Origin of the sequence: Streptomyces sp. CB00316 (assembly GCF_001905595.1) — a bacterium.
Classification (GTDB): domain Bacteria; phylum Actinomycetota; class Actinomycetes; order Streptomycetales; family Streptomycetaceae; genus Streptomyces.
On record NZ_LIXI01000008.1, the window covers coordinates 1 to 19,748 of the forward strand.

Annotated in this window: 16 protein-coding genes and 1 pseudogene; 7 read left to right on the forward strand and 10 right to left on the reverse strand. The window is 70.7% G+C overall.

Features of this window, described 5'->3' with window-relative positions; translation table 11 throughout:
* Together AMK21_RS22170 and AMK21_RS22175 are read left to right on the forward strand one after the other, a co-directional pair.
* Positions 1–427 (forward strand): annotated as a pseudogene (locus AMK21_RS22170) (flavoprotein); the annotation flags it as partial.
* On the forward strand, positions 424–1,716 hold the full coding sequence (locus tag AMK21_RS22175; protein ID WP_073880621.1) for an MFS transporter: 1,293 nt from the start codon (positions 424–426) through the stop codon (positions 1,714–1,716). The pseudogene AMK21_RS22170 and the gene AMK21_RS22175, both read left to right, overlap by 4 nt.
* 525 nt (positions 1,717–2,241) lie before the next feature.
* Here the strand turns inward: AMK21_RS22175 and AMK21_RS22185 are convergent.
* From AMK21_RS22185 to AMK21_RS22195, 3 genes are all read right to left on the reverse strand, one after another.
* Positions 2,242–3,438 (reverse strand): glycoside hydrolase family 64 protein, encoded by a 1,197-nt coding sequence (locus AMK21_RS22185; protein WP_073880623.1) that lies wholly within the window; start codon positions 3,436–3,438, stop codon positions 2,242–2,244.
* A 311-nt stretch (positions 3,439–3,749) separates the two neighbouring features.
* Positions 3,750–5,507, reverse strand: coding sequence for a ThuA domain-containing protein (locus tag AMK21_RS22190; protein ID WP_073880625.1), 1,758 nt, complete (start codon positions 5,505–5,507; stop codon positions 3,750–3,752).
* Positions 5,504–8,347 carry a PQQ-dependent sugar dehydrogenase gene (locus tag AMK21_RS22195; protein WP_420712518.1) on the reverse strand — a complete coding sequence of 948 codons (2,844 nt, stop codon included), beginning with the start codon at positions 8,345–8,347 and terminating at the stop codon, positions 5,504–5,506. Before AMK21_RS22195 ends, AMK21_RS22190 begins: the two co-directional genes overlap by 4 nt.
* 524 nt (positions 8,348–8,871) lie before the next feature.
* On the opposite strand from AMK21_RS22195, the gene AMK21_RS22200 reads away from it, so the two are divergent.
* A complete protein-coding gene (locus AMK21_RS22200; protein WP_073880628.1) occupies positions 8,872–10,134 on the forward strand; it encodes a glycoside hydrolase family 16 protein in 1,263 nt (420 codons plus the stop codon).
* A 98-nt stretch (positions 10,135–10,232) separates the two neighbouring features.
* Here the strand turns inward: AMK21_RS22200 and AMK21_RS22205 are convergent, their stop codons facing one another.
* From AMK21_RS22205 to AMK21_RS22220, 4 genes are all read right to left on the reverse strand, one after another.
* Positions 10,233–11,027 (reverse strand): ABC transporter permease, encoded by a 795-nt coding sequence (locus AMK21_RS22205; RefSeq protein WP_073880630.1) that lies wholly within the window; start codon positions 11,025–11,027, stop codon positions 10,233–10,235.
* Positions 11,024–12,025 carry an ATP-binding cassette domain-containing protein gene (locus tag AMK21_RS22210; protein ID WP_073880632.1) on the reverse strand — a complete coding sequence of 334 codons (1,002 nt, stop codon included), beginning with the start codon at positions 12,023–12,025 and terminating at the stop codon, positions 11,024–11,026. Before AMK21_RS22210 ends, AMK21_RS22205 begins: the two co-directional genes overlap by 4 nt.
* Before the next feature lie 101 nt (positions 12,026–12,126).
* Positions 12,127–12,969: a DUF4097 family beta strand repeat-containing protein gene (locus tag AMK21_RS22215; RefSeq protein ID WP_073880634.1), complete on the reverse strand. Its 843-nt coding sequence runs from the start codon at positions 12,967–12,969 to the stop codon at positions 12,127–12,129.
* A gap of 99 nt (positions 12,970–13,068) precedes the next feature.
* Complete coding sequence (locus AMK21_RS22220) at positions 13,069–13,581, reverse strand: hypothetical protein (RefSeq protein ID WP_073880636.1); 513 nt, start codon at positions 13,579–13,581, stop codon at positions 13,069–13,071.
* A 201-nt stretch (positions 13,582–13,782) separates the two neighbouring features.
* Here AMK21_RS22220 and AMK21_RS22225 point away from each other — a divergent pair, with 201 nt between their 5' ends.
* Positions 13,783–14,352, forward strand: a complete 570-nt coding sequence (locus tag AMK21_RS22225; protein ID WP_073881134.1) for a DoxX family protein — start codon at positions 13,783–13,785, stop codon at positions 14,350–14,352.
* 369 nt (positions 14,353–14,721) lie between these two features.
* On the opposite strand, the gene AMK21_RS22230 is transcribed toward AMK21_RS22225, so the two are convergent.
* Complete coding sequence (locus AMK21_RS22230; RefSeq protein ID WP_073880638.1) at positions 14,722–15,213, reverse strand: FBP domain-containing protein; 492 nt, start codon at positions 15,211–15,213, stop codon at positions 14,722–14,724.
* Positions 15,214–15,295: 82 nt separating this feature from the next.
* Between AMK21_RS22230 and AMK21_RS22235 the strand changes: the two genes are divergently transcribed.
* Complete coding sequence (locus AMK21_RS22235; protein ID WP_073880640.1) at positions 15,296–15,868, forward strand: TetR/AcrR family transcriptional regulator; 573 nt, start codon at positions 15,296–15,298, stop codon at positions 15,866–15,868.
* A gap of 27 nt (positions 15,869–15,895) precedes the next feature.
* Entirely contained in the window at positions 15,896–17,080 is a 1,185-nt protein-coding gene (locus AMK21_RS22240; RefSeq protein ID WP_073880642.1) for a GDSL-type esterase/lipase family protein, read from the forward strand.
* Between the two features lie 64 nt (positions 17,081–17,144).
* Here the strand turns inward: AMK21_RS22240 and AMK21_RS22245 are convergent, their stop codons facing one another.
* Together AMK21_RS22245 and AMK21_RS22250 are read right to left on the reverse strand one after the other, a co-directional pair.
* A complete protein-coding gene (locus AMK21_RS22245; protein ID WP_199863262.1) occupies positions 17,145–17,351 on the reverse strand; it encodes a ferredoxin in 207 nt (68 codons plus the stop codon).
* Positions 17,348–18,634, reverse strand: coding sequence for a cytochrome P450 (locus AMK21_RS22250; protein ID WP_073880644.1), 1,287 nt, complete (start codon positions 18,632–18,634; stop codon positions 17,348–17,350). The genes AMK21_RS22245 and AMK21_RS22250 overlap by 4 nt, the downstream gene beginning before the upstream one ends.
* Positions 18,635–19,022: 388 nt before the next feature.
* Between AMK21_RS22250 and thpR the strand changes: the two genes are divergently transcribed.
* Positions 19,023–19,643: an RNA 2',3'-cyclic phosphodiesterase gene (gene thpR / locus AMK21_RS22255; protein WP_073880646.1), complete on the forward strand. Its 621-nt coding sequence runs from the start codon at positions 19,023–19,025 to the stop codon at positions 19,641–19,643.
* Positions 19,644–19,748: the final 105 nt, after the last annotated feature.

Below are 19,748 nucleotides of genomic sequence, written 5' to 3' on the forward strand. Positions count from 1 at the left end.
CTTCCTCGACGAACTCCGCCTCAACCTCGACGAACGCCTCCAGGCCCCGACCGAACTGGCCCCGCTGATCGACCCCAACCAGCACTCCTGCGGCACCGTCTACCCCCACGGCCACCACGAACTCTCCCACCCGGAAGCCGGGATCTACCTGGTCGGCATGAAGTCCTACGGCCGCGCACCGACCTTCCTCGCCATGACCGGCTACGAACAGGTCCGCTCCGTCGCCGCCGCCCTCGCCGGCGACCTCGAAGCAGCCGACCGCACCGAACTCACCCTCCCCGAAACCGGAGTCTGCGGCGGAGCCGGACTCTTCGACGACCCGGCCCCCAGCGACACCAAAGACTCCTGCACGACGCCGGAACCCACCCTGGTCCAGCTCGGCGGCGCACCGGTCGCCGCCACGGCCGACGGCTGCTGCGGCTCGTGACCGGCCGCACCACCCCCGAGCGCGGGGCCGTGACCGGATCCGACGTCCGCTCACGGCCCCGCGCCGTGCTCCCCGCACTGTGCGCCACGCAGGTCATCAGCTGGGGCATCGTCTACTACGCCTTCCCCGTCCTGAACCCGCAGATCACCACCGCGACCGGCTGGTCGGCAGGGGCGACCACCGCGGCGTTCTCGCTCGGTCTTGTCGTGTCCGCCCTCGCCGGGATACGCGTCGGCCGCATCCTCGACCGACGCGGCCCTCGTACCGTCATGACCGCCGGTTCCGTACTCGGCGTCATCAGCGTGCTGATCGTGGCCACAGCCCCCAACCTGCCCGTGTTCATCGCCGGCTGGGCGCTCGCCGGGCTCGCGATGGCCGCCACTTTCTATCAGCCCGCGTTCGCCGCTCTCACTCGATGGTGGGCCCCCGACCACATCCGCGCCCTCACCATCCTCACCCTCGCCGGTGGCCTCGCCTCCACCGTCTTCGCACCCCTGGCCGCAGCCCTGGCCGAGCACCTGACCTGGCGCCACACCTACCTGGTGCTCGCCGGCATCCTGGCCCTCACCATCCCCGCCCACGCTCTGGCACTCAAGGCACCCTGGCCCGACGCCCCCACCGGCCCCGCCCCCGGAGCCGGCCCCGGGGCGGGCCCCGGGGCGGGCCCCGCTGACGCGCGCGAAGTGGAGCGCAGCCGCCCGTTCCTGCTCCTCGCCGCCGCCTTCACCCTGTCCGGCTTCGCGATGTACGCCGTCCTCGTCGCCCTCGTCCCCCTCCTCCTGGAGCGCGGATACACCACCACCCAGGCTGCCTGGGTCCTCGGCATCGGCGGCGTCGGACAGACCCTCGGCCGCACCCTGTACGCAGCCCTCGCCCGCCGCACCACCGCCTCGGCCCGCACCACGACCCTGATCGCACTCGGTGGACTGACCACCGCGGCCTTCGCCGCAGTGCCGGGCCCGTACGGCCTGCTCATCGCCGTATCGATCACGGCCGGCGCGGTCCGCGGCAACCTCACCCTCCTCCAGGCCACCGCCATCACCGACCGCTGGGGCACCACCCACTACGGCCGCCTCTCCGGGCTCCTCACCGCACCCGCCCACACAGCAACAGCCCTCGCACCGTTCGCCGGCGCCGCCCTGGCCGTGCCCCTCGGCGGCTACGAACCGCTGTTCCTCCTCCTCGCCGCCGTCTCAGCAGTCGCCTGCATGACCGGATTCAAGACAACGCCCAGCCGAGCCACAAGCAGTGGCCCGCCACAGGAGACTGCCAAGATCTTCCCGAGGTAAGCGCACGGTTGGCCGGAGGAGCCACGTACGCCGCTCGGTCACAGCGGGTGCGACTGAGCGCGACAGCAGGCCCACAGGGCAGTGGTGGCATCGCCCAGTGAGCCTGGCACCTCCTCGACTCGCCACCATGCCCACTGCTCTGCTCCGGCACTGGACCATCGCACTCGACCGGCCCGGCGCCCCGGGCACGTAGTGAGCGACGACGTGGACGCGGGTCGTCGCTGCCGGCGGCGAGGTCCTCCGTCCGCCACCGTGCCGACACCTGGACCGGCCGTGCGAGCGCGGGCTCGTCGCGCGCATCGCGCGGCCCGGCAACGAGTCCGGCGAACGACTCTGTCCGTACCGCTGGAAGGCCGAAAGGTCGATGGCCCGGCTCTCGGCCAACGCCGCCTCACCGTCCGACACGAGCCCGGGTAGGCGCGGTCAGGCGCGCCGGGCTTCCCTGACCGGGTACGAGCGGTCTCCTCTCGCTCCGGTACGACTGGGAGCAGTCCGCGGCGCACCCGGCCCGGGAACGAGGAGGTGTCAGCTGAACCTGTCGAGTGTGATCAGGGCTTCCTGCGGGTTGCCGTCGTGGACGAGCGACTCATGGGCGCCCACGTCGTCGAAGGCGAAGCCGTACGCCTTGCCGTCCACCATCTGTGCGTGGATGGCGCGGGAGTAGTGGTTGGTGACGGGGTCCTTGTAGAAGTTCGCCGCGGTGTTGTCCGGCTGGTTCGGGGCGGTCAGCAGGGTGGATCGGTTGAAGCCCGCGCACAGGGTGCGGGAGATCGGGCCGCGTACCAGGTCGTTGGGGGCGTCCAGGTGCTTGTAGCAGCCGAAGACGCTGTCCGAGTCCGGCCTCTGGAAAGAGGCCACGACCGCACCGGCGCTGTTGGTGAAGTTCATGACGTTCCCGGAGACCCGGCCGTAGTACTTGGTGTTCGGCTCGTGCGCGAACGGGGTCACCGTCAGCGTGGAGGTGCCGTAGCGGCTCCAGACCCGGTTGACGTAGTCGTTCAAGGTGGCGGGCGGCAGGACGCCGGCACCGACGCCGTGGCCGGGGGACAGAGCGCGCAGGACGGTTCCGTCGGATCGGGTCTGGATGAGACCGGCCCAGCCGCCGGCCTGGTTCCTGAGTGAGTCGAAGACGGCGTTGTATCCGCCCGGCTTGAGGCGGCCGGTGGTCTTGACGGTTCCGCCGGGGGCCTTGACTCCGACGGAATAGGGAGCGGAGAACATGTCGACCTGGGTGCTGTTGATCCACAGGCCCGCGTCGTTGAGTGTGTACTCGGTCCAGTTGAACAGGATGTTCCTGTTCGGGTCGCTCGGATTCTGGACGGCGGGCTGGACGAGACCACCGGTGGTGACCTTGAAGACGAGCTTCTGGCCGTACGAGAAGTAGACCCGGCCGGAGAATTTCGGCATCCGGATCGTCATCGACTGTCCACTGCGCGGGCCGGTGATCGACGCGTCCGGTGCCGGGGTGGGCGGGTTGCCCCCGGCCGGCCAGGGGTGGAACGTACCGTTGGCGTCGGCCCAGCCCTGACGGCCCGTCGAGAGCTCCGTTCCCAGGTTGTAGACGAAGATCTGCTCACCGCGGCCCGAGTCGTTCCTGACGGTCAGGGGAATGGTCGCGGGGACCGCCGCCTCGGCGGCGGTCTCACCGACGACGGTGGTCAGGCCCGCGGCGAGGGCCAACGCGGCGGTCAGTGAAGCGAGGCTTCTCCAGGGAGCGGGCATGCTCGTCCTCCTCAGCGGTTGGATCCGTGGGTGGAACGGTGTGCGCATCACCTTGAACGTGAGAGCGCTCTCAGAATCCTGCCGCGCGGGAGAGCTGTCAACGAACATGTCTCAACTCTTTTAACTCACAAAGGAGATGGGACACGCATGCGGGTGGCCGGCTCATGGAGGAGCGTGTGAGGCCGTCCCACCGGGCGAAGAACGGCGGCGGTGCGTTTCGGCGTTGCGCCCCGCCGCCGTCACCGGCCCCGTGTGGCGGCCGGGTCCGGGGTCACCGCCTCCCGCGGCGGCCCCGGAGTCGAGAGGTTCGCTCAGCCGGGGAGAACCCACTTCTGGTTGGCGCCGGTGTGACAGGTCCACAGGTGGAGCTTGGTGCCGTCGGCCGAGGAAGCTCCGGAAGCGTCCAGACACTTGCCGGAGGACGGGTTCTTCAACGTGCCGTCAGGCTGCGCCACCCACTTCTGGGCGCCCGTGCCGTTGCACCCGTACAGCTGGATCCTCGTACCGTCGGCCGTGCCCGCCCCGCTGACGTCCATGCACTTGCCGAGGGCGCGCAGCGTGTCGTCCGTGCCGGCCGTCCACTTCTGGGCTGCCGTCTGGTTGCACGTCCAGAGCTGGATCTGCGTGCCGTCCGCACTCGACCCGTTGGCCACGTCGACGCACTTGCCGCCGATTCCCTTGACGGCGCCTTCCCTTGGGCCGGTCGCGCCTCCCAGTTCCTTGATGCGGATGTTACGGAAGGACACGTCGTCGCCGTCGCCGTGGTTCTGCAGGCCGATGTGCCCCCGCTGGAGGCTGCGGGCGGGGTCGGTGTTGGTGAAGTCGTTGATCTTGCGGCCGTTGAGGAAGAGCTGGAGGCGTTCGCCCTCGACCCGGATCTCGTACGTGTTCCACTCCCCCGGCGGGTTCAGGGCGGCGTCCCGGGCCGCCAGGTCGGCGGACTTGAAGCCGTAGACGGAACCGGTGGTGCGGTCGGGGGTGTCGGTGGCGTCGATCTGGATCTCGTAGCCGTTGTTGACGGCCGACCACGGGTCGTCGGAGGCGGGGAAGCCCACGAAGACGCCGCTGTTGTCGTCCCCGCTCTGACGCCAGTCGAGCTTCAGGGAGTACGACGTGTACTCCCTGGCCTGGTACCAGTACAGGCCCAGACCGCCCTGGGAGGTGAGGGTGGCGTTCGCGTGCGTGAACGAGCCCGGCCCTGCCTGCTGCCAGCCGGTGGTGCCCGAGGAGCCGAAGAGCGTGGTGTAGCCGGTCTCCGGGCGGCAGTCGGCCTCCGTCATCTCCGCGGCCCAGCGGATACCGCCGAGCAGGTGGCGGCGGAAGGCGGGGTCGGCGTAGGACTCCTCGGTGTGGCCGCCGCCGGTGTAGAAGGCGCGGCCGCCCCGGTAGTCCTTGCACCAGGCGATGGGGTGGTCGCCGCCCATGGTGCCGCCGCTGTAGGTGGACTCGTCGAGCGAGGCCAGGACGCGGGCCGAGCTCCGCGGGTTGGTGCGGTAGTCGTACCACTCGTCGGTCCGCTGCCAGGTGGGGCCGAGGTGCGCGGTGGCGTCGTGGGCGCGGTCCTCCACCTTGACGGTGGCCGGCTGGATGTGCGGGTGGGACTTGAACAGGGCGCCGGCCAGGCCGCCGTACCAGGTCCAGTCGTACTCGGTGTCGGCCGCCGCGTGGATGCCGACGTAGCCGCCGCCCGCCTCGATGTACCCCTCGAAGGCGGTCTGCTGGGCGGCGTTGAGGACGTCGCCGGTGGTGGAGAGGAAGACCACCGCCTCGTAGCCGGTGAGGTTCGGGGGGGTGAAGGCGGCGGCGTCCTCGGTCGCCGTGACGGTGAAGTTGTTGGCGGCGCCCAGCTGGCGCAGGGCGGTGACGCCTTCGTCGATGGAGGAGTGGCGGAATCCGGCGGTCTTGGAGAAGACCAGCACGTCGTACGCGGGGTCGGCGGCGGCCGTAGCCGCGCGGGCGGGGGCGGCCGGGGCCGGTTCGGAGGCCGTGGAGACCGCCGTGGGCAGGGCGGCGGCGCCGAGCAGGGCGCCGGCGGCCCAGCAGGCGAGGCGGGTGCGGCGTCGGTTCATGACAGGGTCCACTTCTGGTTGGCGCCGGTGTGGCAGGTCCACAGGTGGAGCTTGGTGCCGTCGGCCGAGGAAGCTCCGGAAGCGTCCAGACACTTGCCGGAGGACGGGTTCTTCAACGTGCCGTCAGGCTGCGCCACCCACTTCTGGGCGCCCGTGCCGTTGCACCCGTACAGCTGGATCCTCGTACCGTCGGCCGTGCCCGCCCCGCTGACGTCCATGCACTTGCCGAGGGCGCGCAGCGTGTCGTCCGTGCCGGCCGTCCACTTCTGGGCTGCCGTCTGGTTGCACGTCCAGAGCTGGATCTGCGTGCCGTCCGCACTCGACCCGTTGGCCACGTCGACGCACTTGCCGCCGATTCCCTTGAGGTCGCGGCCGGGCGCGGCGGCCCCGGTGGTGGTGATGGTGAAGTCGTCGAGGTCGAAGAGGGAGCCGCTGCCGCCCTTGAAGACGAGGTAGAGCGTGGTGGTGGCGGCCGGGCGGTCGGTCAGGTCCGCGCTCACGTCCCGGAACGTGTCCCAGCCGCCGGTGACCGGGACCGCGGCCGAGCCGAGCAGCGTGCCGGCGGGTGAGCCTGCCCGTACTTCCAGCGTGCCTCCCGCACCGCCGGAGGAGACCCGGGCGGTCAGCTTGGTGGCGTTGCCGAGGATGTAGGGGGTGAAGGAGATCCAGTCGTTGTTGTCGATGTGGCCGACGGTCCTGCCGCCGTTCGCCGTGGCCTTGTCGACGATCCGGATGCCGGCGGATCCGCCGAAGTGCTCGGCCTGGCGCTTGCTGCCCTGGCTGATGTTCTGGTCGTGCGTGGTCAGGGCGGGCTGCCCGTTCGCTCCCTTGTCGGTGTACTCGGCGTCCCAGACGCCGAAGATGTTCGCGTTGGGGTCGTGCTCACCGTCGGCGATGGTCTGTACGGTGCCGGAGCAGCCGGTGGCGGAGGTCTGCGGGTGGCCGTGGCTGTCGTGGCCGATGATGAAGGTGACCTTCACCTTGGAGCAGTCGATCGTGTCGTCCTCGGGGTCGGTGACGGTGACCTTGAAGGGAACGGCCGCGCCCGGATCGATGATGGAGCCGTCGGCGGGCAGATCGAGGGTGACGGTGGGCGCGGTGTTGCCGACGGTGACGATGACGGAGGCGGTGGCGGTGTTGCCGGTGCCGTCGGAGACGGTCAGTTCGGCGGTGTAGCGACCGTTGGCGGTGTAGGTGTGTGAGGGGTTCGCGGCCGTCGAGGTGGACCCGTCACCGAACTTCCAGGCGTACGTGAGGGGGTCGCCGTCGGGGTCGGAGGTTCCGGCCGAGGAGAACGCCACGGCCAGCGGGGCCTGGCCCGAGGTGCGGTTCGCGGTTGCCTTGGCGAGCGGGGCGCGGCCTCCGGTGACGTACTCGATGCGGTAGACGGCACTGTTGGCGTCGCCGTTGAAGTAGCCGGTGCCGTAGTCCAGGACGTACAGCGCGCCGTCCGGGCCGAAGGCCATGTCCATGACCTGGGTGCCCTGCCAGGGGAACGCGTTGATCGACTGTACGGTGCCGTCGGAGCCCTGCTCGATGCGCTTGATCCACTTGCGGCCGAACTCGCCGGCGAAGTAGTCGCCGTCGAAGCTCTGCGGGAACTTGACCGGGGAGGCCGAGGCCGCGTCGTAGCGATAGACGGGCCCGCCCATGGGTGACTCGGAGCCGTTGCCGAACTCGGGGACGGAGGCGCCGTCGTACGGAATCCAGGCGGGCTGGGCGGGGGGCAGGTCGGTCAGCCCGGTGTTGTTCGGCGAGGTGTTCTTCGGTGCGGCGCAGGAGAACGTGGCGCCCGAGGTGGAGGTGGCGAAGTTGTAGTCCACGTAGGGGCTGTTGTTGCCGACGCAGTAGGGCCAGCCGTAGTTGCCGGCCTTGGTGATCCGGTTGAACTCGACCTGTCCGGCGGGTCCGCGTCCGGCGTTCGCCGTGCCCGCGTCCGGGCCGTAGTCGCCGAGGTAGACGGTGCCGGTGGGTTTGTCGACGCTCATCCGGAAGGGGTTGCGGAAGCCCATGGCGTAGATCTCCGGCCTGGTCCTCGCGGTTCCGGGTGCGAAGAGGTTGCCGGACGGGATGGTGTAGCTCCCGTCGGCGGCGACCTTGATCCGCAGCACCTTGCCGCGCAGGTCGTTGGTGTTGCCGGAGGAACGCTGCGCGTCGTACGCGGGGTTGCGGTTCGCCCGCTCGTCGATGGGGGTGTAGCCGTCGGAGGCGAAGGGGTTGCTGTCGTCGCCGGTGGAGAGGTACAGGTTCCCTTGCGCGTCGAAGTCGATGTCTCCGCCGACGTGGCAGCACAGGCCGCGGCTCGCGGGGACGTCGAGGACCTTCTTCTCGCCGGCGATGTCGAGGGTGCCGTCGGCTCTGAGGACGAAGCGCGAGAGCCGGTTGACGCCGTCGAAGGGGGCGAAGTCCGCGGCGGACCCGTTGGCGGGCGCGTCGCCGGAGGGGGTGGTCAGCTTCGGCGCGTAGTAGAGGTAGACGAAGCGGTTGGTGGTGAACTCGGGGTCCACGCCTACGCCTTGCAGACCCTCTTCGTCATGCGAGTAGACGTCCAGTTTCCCGGCGGTCTTCGTGGTGCCCGCGGCATCGGTGAGGCGGAGGGTGCCGTCCCGTGAGGTGTGCAGGACGGACCGGTCGGGCAGCACGGCGAGCGTCATGGGCTCGCCGGTCTCGGTCACCCCCTTGGCGAGGGTGACCTGCTGGAACTCGTCGGCAGCGATGGTTGTCACGGGTTCGGGCGCCGCTGCGGCGGGTCTCTGCTGTGTGGTGAGGGCACCCGCTGCGGCAAGCAAGGCGCAGGCCAGCGCCGCGACGGGTCGGGGGAGTCTCCTGTGCACGCGCATCCTCCGTGTGGTGACGGGGTGAGGTCTGGAGCACAGGCGCGCGCCGTCGCGCCGGAGGCATGGGTGCTCCCGGGGGGAGGGAGGAGCACTCAGGCCTTGTCGTTCGGTACAGAGCAGGAAGGTAATGGCTTTTCCGCGGACCAGAAAGCCCTTTGACGTACCTGGCCCCAACTTTCTCTACTGGGGAGACAAAGAGACCGGCGCTGGGCCCCTCGGCCGAGGGAGGTGAGAACCGCGCAACCGGGACCAGGAGGGCCGCTCTCGCGTCGGTCGGTGAGGGCAGGACGCCAAGTCGACCCACGGCGAAGGGAACTGGTCCAGACGAACGTCTTGACGGGTCTGCGGCGCGCTCCTTAAATCAGTATCGCCAACTGTTGAACGCTGCTGTCCCGGCGATCCCCACATCACTTCACTTCGTGTCCACGACACGGCCGTCAGCGCGTCCGACGTTCCGTCATGCACACGTCGCAGTGAACTCGCTCTTCCCCGTCCCCTCACACCCCTCGAAAGCGATGTGATGCCCCGTGCGTACGCCTTGGCGCCACAGATCCCTCACCTGGCTGGCCGCTGCCGCCTGTCTCACCCTCGCCTCCCTCTCCCCCACCGCCGCGCAGGCCGCCCCGGTCCCGGACTCCGGTACGGTCGCCCCCGCCGCGGTGACCTTCGACGAGAACTTCGACGGCCCGGCCGGTTCCGGCGTCAACACCTCCAGGTGGCAGCTGGAGACCGGCGACAACGTCAACAACCACGAGCGGCAGTTCTACACCTCGGGTACGAACAACGCCGCGCTCGACGGTCAGGGCAACCTCGTCATCACGGCGAAGAGAGAGAACCCGGCCAACTACACCTGCTGGTACGGGCGGTGCGAGTACACCTCGGCCCGACTCAACACGGCCGGGAAGTTCACCGCCCAGTACGGGCGCGTCGAAGCCCGCATGAAGCTCCCGCGCGGCCAGGGCGTCTGGCCCGCCTTCTGGATGCTCGGCAACGACTTCGGCAACGTCGGCTGGCCCACCTCGGGTGAGATCGACATCATGGAGAACGTCGGCTTCGAGCCGGGCACCGTACACGGCACGCTGCACGGACCGGGCTACTCCGGCTCCGGCGGCATCGGCGCCGGCTACACCCTGCCCGGCGGCGCGGCCTTCGCGGACGCCTTCCACACCTTCGCCATCGACTGGAGCCCCGACTCCATCAGGTGGTCCGTGGACGGGAACGTCTACCAGACCCGCACCCCCGCCGACCTCGGCGGCCGGCAGTGGGTCTTCAACAAGCCCTTCTTCCTCATCCTGAACCTCGCGGTCGGTGGCTACTGGCCCGGTGACCCCGACGGTTCGACCCGCTTCCCGCAGCAGCTCGTCGTGGACTACGTGCGCGTGAGCACCGATACCACCACCCCGCCGACCGGCACCAAGACCATCCGGGGCCTCGGCGGAAAGTGCCTCGACGTCGCGGGTGCCAGCTCCGCCAACGGCACCGCCGTGCAGCTCTACGACTGCAACGGGACGGGCGCCCAGCAGTGGGACGTCCGCTCCGACGGCACCGTCCGGGCCCTCGGCAAGTGCCTGGACGCCAAGGACGGGGCCACCGCCAACGGCACCCTCGTCCAGCTCTGGGACTGCAACGGGACGGCGGCCCAGCGGTGGGGCATCTTTACCGCCCGGGACATCGTCTCCATGCCGGCCGACAAGTGCCTCGACGCCACCGGCAACTCCTCCGCCAACGGCACCCGCGCCCAGCTGTGGACCTGCACCGGCGCCGCCAACCAGAAGTGGACCGTGGCATGAACGATAGCCCCGCCGGGGCCGGCTTCCGGCGCGCACGCACCGCGCGCTGAACCCGCCCCTGCCCGGACGACGGGGCTCCGTCGTCCGGGCAGGGGCGGTCATCCCGCGTCGCGGTCGAACTTGGCGGCCGACCAGAAGTAGCCGAGCGCGGCGAGCCCCAGGCACCAGGCGACGGCGAGCCACCCGTCGCCACCGATCTCGCTGCCGAGCAGCAGACCGCGCAGGGTCTCGATGGCGGGGGTGAACGGCTGGTACTCGGCGATCGGCCGGAACCAGCCGGGCATGGAGCCGACCGGCGTGAAGGCGCTGGAGAGGAGTGGCAGCAGGATCAGTGGCATCGCGTTGTTGCTCGCGGCCTCGGCGTTCGGGCTGACCAGGCCCATGCCGACCGCGATCCAGGTGAGCGCGGTGGCGAAGAGTACGAGCAGCCCGAATGCCGCCAGCCACTCCAGGGCGGTCGCGTTGGCGGAACGGAAGCCGATGGCCACGGCGACGACGCCCACGAGGATCACGCTCATGACCGACTGCAGCACGCTGCCGAGGACGTGGCCGACGAGCACCGATGGGCGGTGGATCGCCATCGTGCGGAAGCGGGCGATGATGCCCTCGGTCATGTCGTTGGACACCGACACGGCGGTGCCGACCACGGTGCTGCCGATCGTCATCAGCAGCAGGCCCGGGACGACGTACGCGAGGTACGCGGAGCGGTCCGGACCGTCCCCGCCGCCGATGACCGAGCTCATCGCGTCGCCGAAGATGTAGACGAAGAGCAACAGCAGCACGATCGGCGTGAGCAGTAGGTTCAGGGTGAGGGAGGGATAGCGCCGCGCGTGCAGGAGGTTGCGGCGCAGCATCGTGGACGAGTCGCGTACGGCGAGGGAGAGAGAGCTCATCGGGCGGTCTCCTTGGGCTGGTCGGGCCGGTCGGTCCGGTCGGGCATCGTGGAGCCGGTCAGGGCGAAGAAGACGTCGTCGAGGTCGGGTGTGTGCACGGTCAGTTCGTCCGCCTCGATACCGGCCGAGTCCAGCCGGTCGAGAAGGGCGTGCAGCTCGCGCTGGCCGCCGTCGCTGGGGATCCGCAGTGTGAGCGCGTCCTCGTCCCGGACGGTGTCGCCGAGCACGGCGGCGGCGCTCCGGTACGCGGCCGGGCCGAGGAAGCGCAGCCGTACGTGACCACCGGGGACGAGCTGCTTCAGCTCTTCCACGGTGCCTTCGGCGGCGATCCTCCCGTCGTTGAGCACCGCGATACGGTCGGCGAGCTGGTCGGCCTCCTCCAGGTACTGGGTGGTGAGGAAGACGGTGGTGCCGGACGCGACGAGCTCGCGGATGATCTGCCACAGGGCGTGCCGGGAGCGCGGGTCCAGGCCGGTGGTCGGCTCGTCGAGGAAGATGATCCTCGGGGCGCCGACGAGGGTCATGGCGATGTCGAGGCGGCGCTTCATTCCGCCGGAGTAGCTCTGCGCGGGTCTCCTCGCGGCGTCGGTGAGGCCGAACCGCTCCAGCAGTTCCGCCGCGATCCGGCGCCCCTCGCGTCCCGGCAGGTGGTGCAGGTCCGCCATGAGGAGCATGTTCTCCTCGCCGGTGATCAGCCCGTCCACGGCGGAGAACTGCCCGGTGACGCCGATCGCGGCCCGTACCCCGTCAGGGGAGGCGGTGATGTCGTGGCCCGCGACCTGGGCCTGTCCCCCGTCGGCGGTGATGAGCGTGGAGAGGATCTTGACGAGGGTGGTCTTGCCGGCGCCGTTCGGCCCGAGCAGTGCGAACACCGATCCTGCCGGGATGTGCAGATCGACGCCGTCGAGGACGGTGTGGCCGCCGTACGCCTTGCGCAGACCGATGGCGGAGACCGCGGGCGGTCGCGGATGAACGCCGCCCCTGTTGGATGTGGGCATGACAGGTAGGGACATGGGGTTCTCCCCTTCGCGTGCGAATGATGCGGAAAGCGGTGGCTGGAGGGGGAAGCCGGCGAGCCCTTGGCGCGGCTCCCGCCGGGTCAGCGCTTGGCGCGGCGGACGTCGATGTTGCCGTACCGGGTGCGGGCGCGGATCCTGACGGTGTCCGCGCCCTCATCCGGGGCCTTCGACTCGGTCAGCGTGTTGCGCACCTGGCCGGAGTCCGAGCTGACGTCGAGCCAGGCGGCGGTGCCCTCGCGGACGCCGACCTCGATGGCACCGTAGGAGGTCTCCAACTGCACCGCCCCGCGGGACACTTCGGCGACACGCAGGGTGCCGTTGGCAGCGGTGGCGGCGACCGGGCCCTCGGCGCGCGCGATGATGATGTCGCCATTGGCTCCGCTCACCCGCAGGTCGCCCCTGGCCGTCTCGACGCTCGTGGTGCCGTGCGAGTTCTTCAGGACGGCGGGGCCGTCCACGAGGCCGACGCGCACGCTCCCGGAACTGGTGGTGATCTCGGCCGCGCCCTCGACCCGGTCCACGGTGATCGAGCCGTGCGACGCGGTCAGCTTCAGCGGGCCGGTCGTGTCGAGACGCACATCGCCGGACGACGTCTTCACGCGGACCTCGCCGAGTCGGCCCTCGCCGAGCACCTGGAGCCAGGCACCGGTCACCTCGACGCGTGATCCCGCGGGCAGTCCGACCGTCACATCGACGGTGCCGGTGCGGCCGAGCAGTCCGGGCTTGGGCGTCCTCACGGCGAGCGCGCCGCCCGCGTACGTCACCCCGGTCTGACCGGCCGTCCGCACGTCCTGGTCCCGCTTCGGGTCCCGGGGCCGTACGTCCACGATGGTGGCGGGTCCGTCGCCCGCGGTGAACTGGATGGAGCCGACCTCCACGTGCGCGGTGACGGAGATCGGTTCGGGAGTGTCGAAAGTAGGCATGGCTGTGCCGTCCTCGTGGGTGCTGGGGACGTCCCCGCTGGTGGGACGTGGTGTGTACGTGCAGTGGTACGGAGCGGCAGGGGTACGGAGCCGGGGCGGCTAGCGCACCCAGCCCGTGAAGCTCTGCCCGACGGCCCGGGTCCTCTCCGTCGTACGCGGCCGGGCACCGCCGTCGACCGCGGACGCCACCGCCCGGACCAGCCACGCGTTGACCGACAGCCCTTCACCGGCCGCGGACTCCTCGGCACGGGCCTTGAGGCGGGCCGGCAGACGCAGATTGACCCGGGCGACGGCGCCTTCGTCACCGTCGGCCGGGACCTTGAGCGGCTGGGCGGGCCCGGTCGGTTCCGCGGTGACCCCGTCGCCGGTCTGCGGCAGTGTCACCACGAAGTCGGGGTCCAGCCCGCGCAGCCGCACATCGACCGAACCGGGGGCGAGTTCGCGCGTGACCTCGTCCATCGCGGCGGAGAGCACATGGAGCATGGTCAGCCTGGTCGCCGACTCCAGAGGGGCGGTGAGCCTCTCCGCCAGCGCACGGGCTTCGTCGCCACCGGCTTCGGCGGCCACCGCGAGTTCACGGCGGAGGGAGTCGACATAGGGGGTGAGATCCATGACGCCATAGTGACATCAAAATGGCGCCACTGGCAAGCCTTTATGGTGCTACCCAGCACCACATGGCGCCACGGTGCCTGCTCATGACGCCACGCGGCGCCAGACGGGGCAGGAGGGGAGGCCCTCTGCGAACTGCCGCCGAACGACGGACGCCGGGCATGGAAGCGTGTGCTTCTCCGCATCGCGGGGCAGCCGACCGTCATGACTGTTCTGCGCAAAGTCGCCCGACCCCTGCTGGCCTCGATGTTCGTCAATGGCGGATACGACGCGGTGCGCGATCCCGCGCCCCTGGTCCCTGTCGCCGAACCCGTGACCGATCGCGTCTCCTCGGCGATCGGACGGCGGACGTCCCTGTTGCCGGAAGACCCCGAGAGCCTCGTACGCCTCAACGGCGCGGTACAGCTCGGTGCGGGCATCTTGCTCGCGCTGGGGCGCGCACCCCGGCTGGCCTCGGCGGCTCTCGCCGTGTCCCTGGTGCCGACCACCCTGGCCGCCCACCGCTTCTGGACGATCGAGGACCCGGAGAAGCGCTCGGCTCAGCGGATCCAGTTCCTCAAGAACGCGTCCCTGCTCGGCGGGCTCCTCATCGCCGCCGCGGACACCCACGGCAAACCCTCGCTCGCCTACCGCACCCGCCACGCCACCGGTCATGCCTCCGACGCCGTCGCCCACCAGGCGCACGCTGCCGTCGGCCGGGTCGGCGACGTAGCGAGCAGTGCCGTGGAGAGCGTCACGGACGCCGTCGAAGCGGCCCGCAAGCATCTGCCGTGACCTCGGGTACGCCGTCGGCCGGTGAAGGCGACACGCCGACGGCGTACCCGAAGGTGGTCCAGACGGCTCCCAGCCGTGCGGGCGATCGGCCACCGAGCCGGTCGACGGCGCGGGCCGTTCTTTCGTCGCCAGGAGGAAGACGACCAGTTGCTACGCGCCCTCGGGGGACTTCGAGGGTCGCGCGGATCAGCTCCCGTTCGCATCGGGACGGACGGTGGAGCCGCCGAGGCTCTCGTCTCGGAACCACGTGCCGGTTCAGACGGCGCGTGAACTCGGGGCCCGCGGCGGGGTGAGCTCGGCGGTGAACCACTCGCAAGCTCGCCGCCGAAGGCCCGTGCCACAGTGCGAAGGCCCGCTCGCCCGCGGGGGTCATCCGGTCACCTTGGCGATGAACGCGGCGAGATTCGCCACGGTCCGCCGAATCTGCTCCTCCAGGGTGAGCGACTCGCTGAGCCGTGCACCGATGCCCGCGTCCTTCTTTCCGCGTACGTAGAGCGAGCAGGCGAGGTCGCTGCACATGTAGGCGCCGACCGAGTTCCCCTGCTGGCCGGCCTTCCCGGACCTGGGGGCCACCAGCAGGGAGACGCCTCCGGTGTGGACGGTCACGCACATCGAGCACATGCTGCGGCGGGTCTGCCAGGAGCCCGCGTCCGAGGAGCGCAGCTGGATGCCGATGGGACGGTCGCCCCAGCCGGCCACGAGGTACGCCCGGTCGGGGGCCTGGGGGTCGCGCCAGCCCAGGAAGTCCAGGTCGCCCCAGGGCCGTTCGGCCAGATCGCGGGGGATGTTGAGGCGCTTGGCCTCGCCCTTGGTGCAGTTCACGAAGGCGTTACGGATCTCTTGCTCGGTCAGCGGCTTCATGACAGTCACGCTAATTTGCCTAAAATTATTAGGCAAATGTATATTCTCTTAGGTAATCACGGGGAAGTGTTCGGAGGGTGCCATGGCGAAGGCAGGACCGGCCGCGGAGCGCGTGGTGAGAGTGGGGGCCGACCTCGCGGACGAGATCGGCTTCGAGCAGGTGACCCCATCCGAGCTCGCCCGGCAATTGGGCGTCAGGACCGCGAGCCTGTACTCGCACGTCAAGAACGCCCACGACCTCAAGACGAAGATCGCACTGCTCGCTCTGGAGGAGCTCGCCGACGTGGCGGCCGCCGCGATCGCCGGGCGGGCCGGCAAGGACGCTCTCAGCGCCTTCGCCAACGCGTACCGCGGCTACGCCCTCCAGCATCCCGGACGCTTCGCCGCAGCACAGTTCCGACTCGACGCGGATGCGGCAGCCGCCAGCGCCGGCGTACGGCATTCCCAGATGATGCGGGCCATCCTGCGCGGCTACGAGCTGGACGAGACCCAGCAGACGCATGCCGTACGGCTGCTCGGCAGCGTCTTCAGCGGATACGTCGGCCTGGAGGCGGCCGGCGGCTTCAGCCACAGCTCCCCCGTCTCCCAGGAGAGCTGGACCGAGATCCTCGGCGCACTCGACGCCCTGCTGCGCAACTGGCCCGCCCCCTCCTGACCCCTACCCGCGAGGAGAGTCCAGAAGATGAACACCCGGCACGAGTGGACCGTCACCCCCATCACCCTCGACTTCCTGCGCGGCGCCCTCGACCTGGAGCGCACCGAACGCGGCGTACTGCCCCACCGGCTGCCCGCCCACGCCCGTGAACAGATCCCCGACGGACAGCTGGCCACGGCCGAGTCGCAGCCCTCCGGGGTCCGGCTGGCCTTCCACAGCCGGGCCACCGCCGTCGAGCTGGACGTCGTCGCCACCAAGCGGGTCTACCCGGGAGCGCCGTCGAGTCCCGACGGGGTGTACGAGCTCCTCGTGGACGGTCACCTCGCGGGCCGGGCGAGTGCGCCCGACGGCGACACGGTCACCCTCGACCTGGCCTCGGGGACCGCGCACACCCGCCCAGGTCCCGTGGAGACCCTGCGGTTCACCGGCCTGCCGGACGACGAGAAGCGCATCGAGATCTGGCTGCCGCACGACGAGACCACCCAGCTGGTCGCCCTGCGCACCGACGCGCCCGTCCGCGCCCCGCGGCCGAGCGGCCGGCCGGTCTGGCTGCACCACGGCAGTTCCATCAGCCACGGTTCCAACGCCGCCACCCCGACCGGCACCTGGCCGGCCCTGGCGGCGGCTCTCGGCGGGGCCGAACTGATCAACCTGGGGTTCGGCGGCAGCGCCCTCCTCGACCCCTTCACCGCCCGTGCCATACGGGACACCGCCGCCGACCTGATCAGCGTCAAGATCGGCATCAACCTCGTCAACGCCGACCTGATGCGGCTGCGCGCCTTCGGCCCGGCCGTCCACGGGTTCCTCGACACCATCCGCGAGGGGCACCCCACCACGCCCCTGCTGGTCGTCTCGCCGATCCACTGCCCCATCCACGAGAACACGCCCGGCCCGTGCGCCCCGGACTTCAGCGCGATGAGCGAGGGGCGGCTACGGTTCATCGCCACCGGGAATCCCGCGGAGACCGCCGCCGGGAAGCTGACGCTCACCGTCATCCGGGACGAGCTGGCCCGGCTCGTCGGACAGCGCGCCGCCACCGATCCCCACCTGCACCACCTCGACGGCCTCGCCCTCTACGACGCGACCGACCACGCCGAACTGCCGCTCCCCGACGACCTGCACCCGGACCCCGCCACCCACCGGCGTATCGCCGAGCGCTTCGCCGGCCTCGCGTTCGGCGACGGCGGGCCCTTCGCAGCGGAGAACCGCTGACCCCGGGAGGCCGGCCCCAGGGGGCGGCCCCCGCTGCGTCACGGGGCGGTGGAGCGGCGGCACGTCAGCCGGATGACAGGGCCACCGCCCCCACCGGGCAGGCCCGCACGGCCTCCCCCACCAGCGGATGGGTCCCGGTCGTCGACTCCCGGCCCGGGAGCACCTCGCTGAGGCCGTCGTCGTCCTGTGTGAACACGTCCGGCGCGGTCAGCGCACACATGCCGGCCCCCACACACCGTTCCTTGTCGACCTGGACGCTCACGCCGCTCACCAGGCCACGGGCAGTTCCAGCAGCCCTTGGATCGTGTCCCCCGGTTTCTGGCGGATCTCGTGTGCGGGCACGGCGAGCCTGAGGCCGGGCAGCCGCTCGAACAGACTGCGCATCGCGATCTCCAGCTCGGCGCGGGCCAGGTTCTGGCCCAGACACTGGTGGATGCCGAAGCCGAAGGCGAGATGGTGGCGAGCGGAGCGGCCCCAGTCGAGCGTCTCGGCGCCGGGGAACACGTCGGTGTCGCGATTGATGAGCGAGGTCGAGAAGACCACGCCCTCACCCTTGCGGATCGTCGTCCCGGCGACCTCCATGTCCTCGATCGCCAGGCGCTGCAGGCCGTCGGCGATGGACAGGAAGCGCAGCAACTCCTCGACCACCACGGCGGTCGTGGTCCCGCCGGCCCGCAGCGCCGCCAGCTGTTCGGGGTGGCGCAGCAGCGTGAACGTGCCGAGCGCGATCATGTTCGCCGTCGTCTCGTGCCCCGCGATGAGCAGGATCACGGCGAACGCGACCAACTGTTCGCGGTCGACCGGTCCGTCCGGGTGGTCCCGGTGGATCAGCTCGTCGAGGAGGCCGTCCCCCGGCTCGGTCCTCTTGCGGTCGATCAACGTGCCCAGGTACTCCTCGAGTTCGTCGCGTGCCCTGTCCACATCGTCGGCTCCCGGGCCGCGCAGGAGCCGCTGCGAGCGTTCCTCGAAGAACGCGTGGTCGGCGTACGGCACGCCGAGCAGGGCGCAGATCACCATCGACGGCACCGGCAGGGCGAACGCGCTCACCAGTTCGGCCGGCGGCCCCTGTCGTTCCATCGCGTCGAGCAGGCGGTCCACGGTCTCCTGGACACGCGGCCGGAGTGCGCCGATCCGCTTCACCGAGAAGGCCGGGATGAGCATCCTGCGCTGGGTGTTGTGCTCGGGATCGTCGACGCCGAGCAGAGCCACGCGGCGCTGCTGCGCGTTCGCGAACCGCTGGGCCGGGACGGGGAAGTCCGGGTGGCCGCGGTCACTGGAGAGGCGCGGGTCGGCCAGCAGTCGGCGTGCCAGGGCGTGTCCGGTGACCGCCCAGACCGGGCGTCCGTCGAAGAGGGTGACCCGGCTCAGCGGGCGTTCGTCGCGCAACGGCGCGTACCCGGCGGGCGGGTGGTACGGGCATCCCCGGTCCTGGGGGAAGGACGTCGCGGGGGCAGGAGTGGCTGCGGGGCCGCTTGGACTGGTCGGGCTGGTCGGGCTGGTCGCGTCGGTCGGGCCGAGGTTCTGGCGGGCCGGGTCCGTGGTGGATGCCGTCATGGGATCGGGTCGCCTCGCAGTGCTCGGTCGTGCGCGCGGAGCCGGTCGTTCCGCGTCTCCCGACTATTGGATGCCCTAGGCACCTATCTGGTCGACGGGTAGACCGGCCAGCTCAGTGGGGCCGTTGATCTGGCCGGTGCCATTCGTACGCGTTCGAACCGCGCCGCATCGGCTCAGCTCCCAAGGGGCGCCCGGTACGCGCCGGACGTGACCACCGGGCCGCCGACGGCTTGAACCGGACAGGAGAGCGGGGCCTGAATCAGGCCGTACGCCGACGGCGCGTCCTCGCGCGGCTCGGAGCCCCGCCCATGACGTCACCGGCGACCACGGGTCCGTGGGTGAGCCCCGTGTTGTACCGGGGGCAGGACCGGCACGTACGGTACGGCAGGTGAACGAACCGCCCGAAGCCGCTGCCGAGTCCGCTGTGGACGAGCGTGACCAGGCCACGACGATCCGCGTGTTCCTGGCCCTTGCCCCGCCCGACGACGCCAAGCACGAACTGGCGCGGGCGCTGGGTCCGGCCTACGCGGAGTACCCGCGCCTGCGCTGGAACCGGATCGAGGACTGGCACATCACCCTGGCGTTCCTCCACGAACTCCCGCTCACCACCGTCCCGCTCCTGATGCCCCCGCTCGCCGAACTCACCGCCCACCGCAGGCCCCTGCGGCTGGCGCTGCACGGCGGTGGGCACTTCGACGAACGGGTCCTGTGGAGCGGGATCGAGGGGGACCTCGAAGGGCTGCACCGGCTGGCCACCGACGTTCGCGACGTCGTCAGGGCCTGCGGTGTCTCCTTCCCGGACCGGCCGCTGCGACCCCATCTGACGCTGGCCCGCTCCCGCCGGGGCGACCACCGCGCCGCGGTGGAGGTCGCCGAGGGACTCGCCGCGTTCTCCGGCCGCGTGTGGGAGGCCGAACGGCTCCATCTGGTCGGCAGCAACATCGGCCGCGGCCCGGGGCCGATCCGCTACCGCGACATCGAGGCCTGGAGCTTTGGTCACGGATCCTGATCCGTGCCCGTCGGAGTGACCGATGCGGCGCGATCGGTGGTGCGGTGCGAACCGTGGGGTGCGACCCGTGGGGGTTGGTCGGTGTGCGGGCCTCGACCGCCCTGC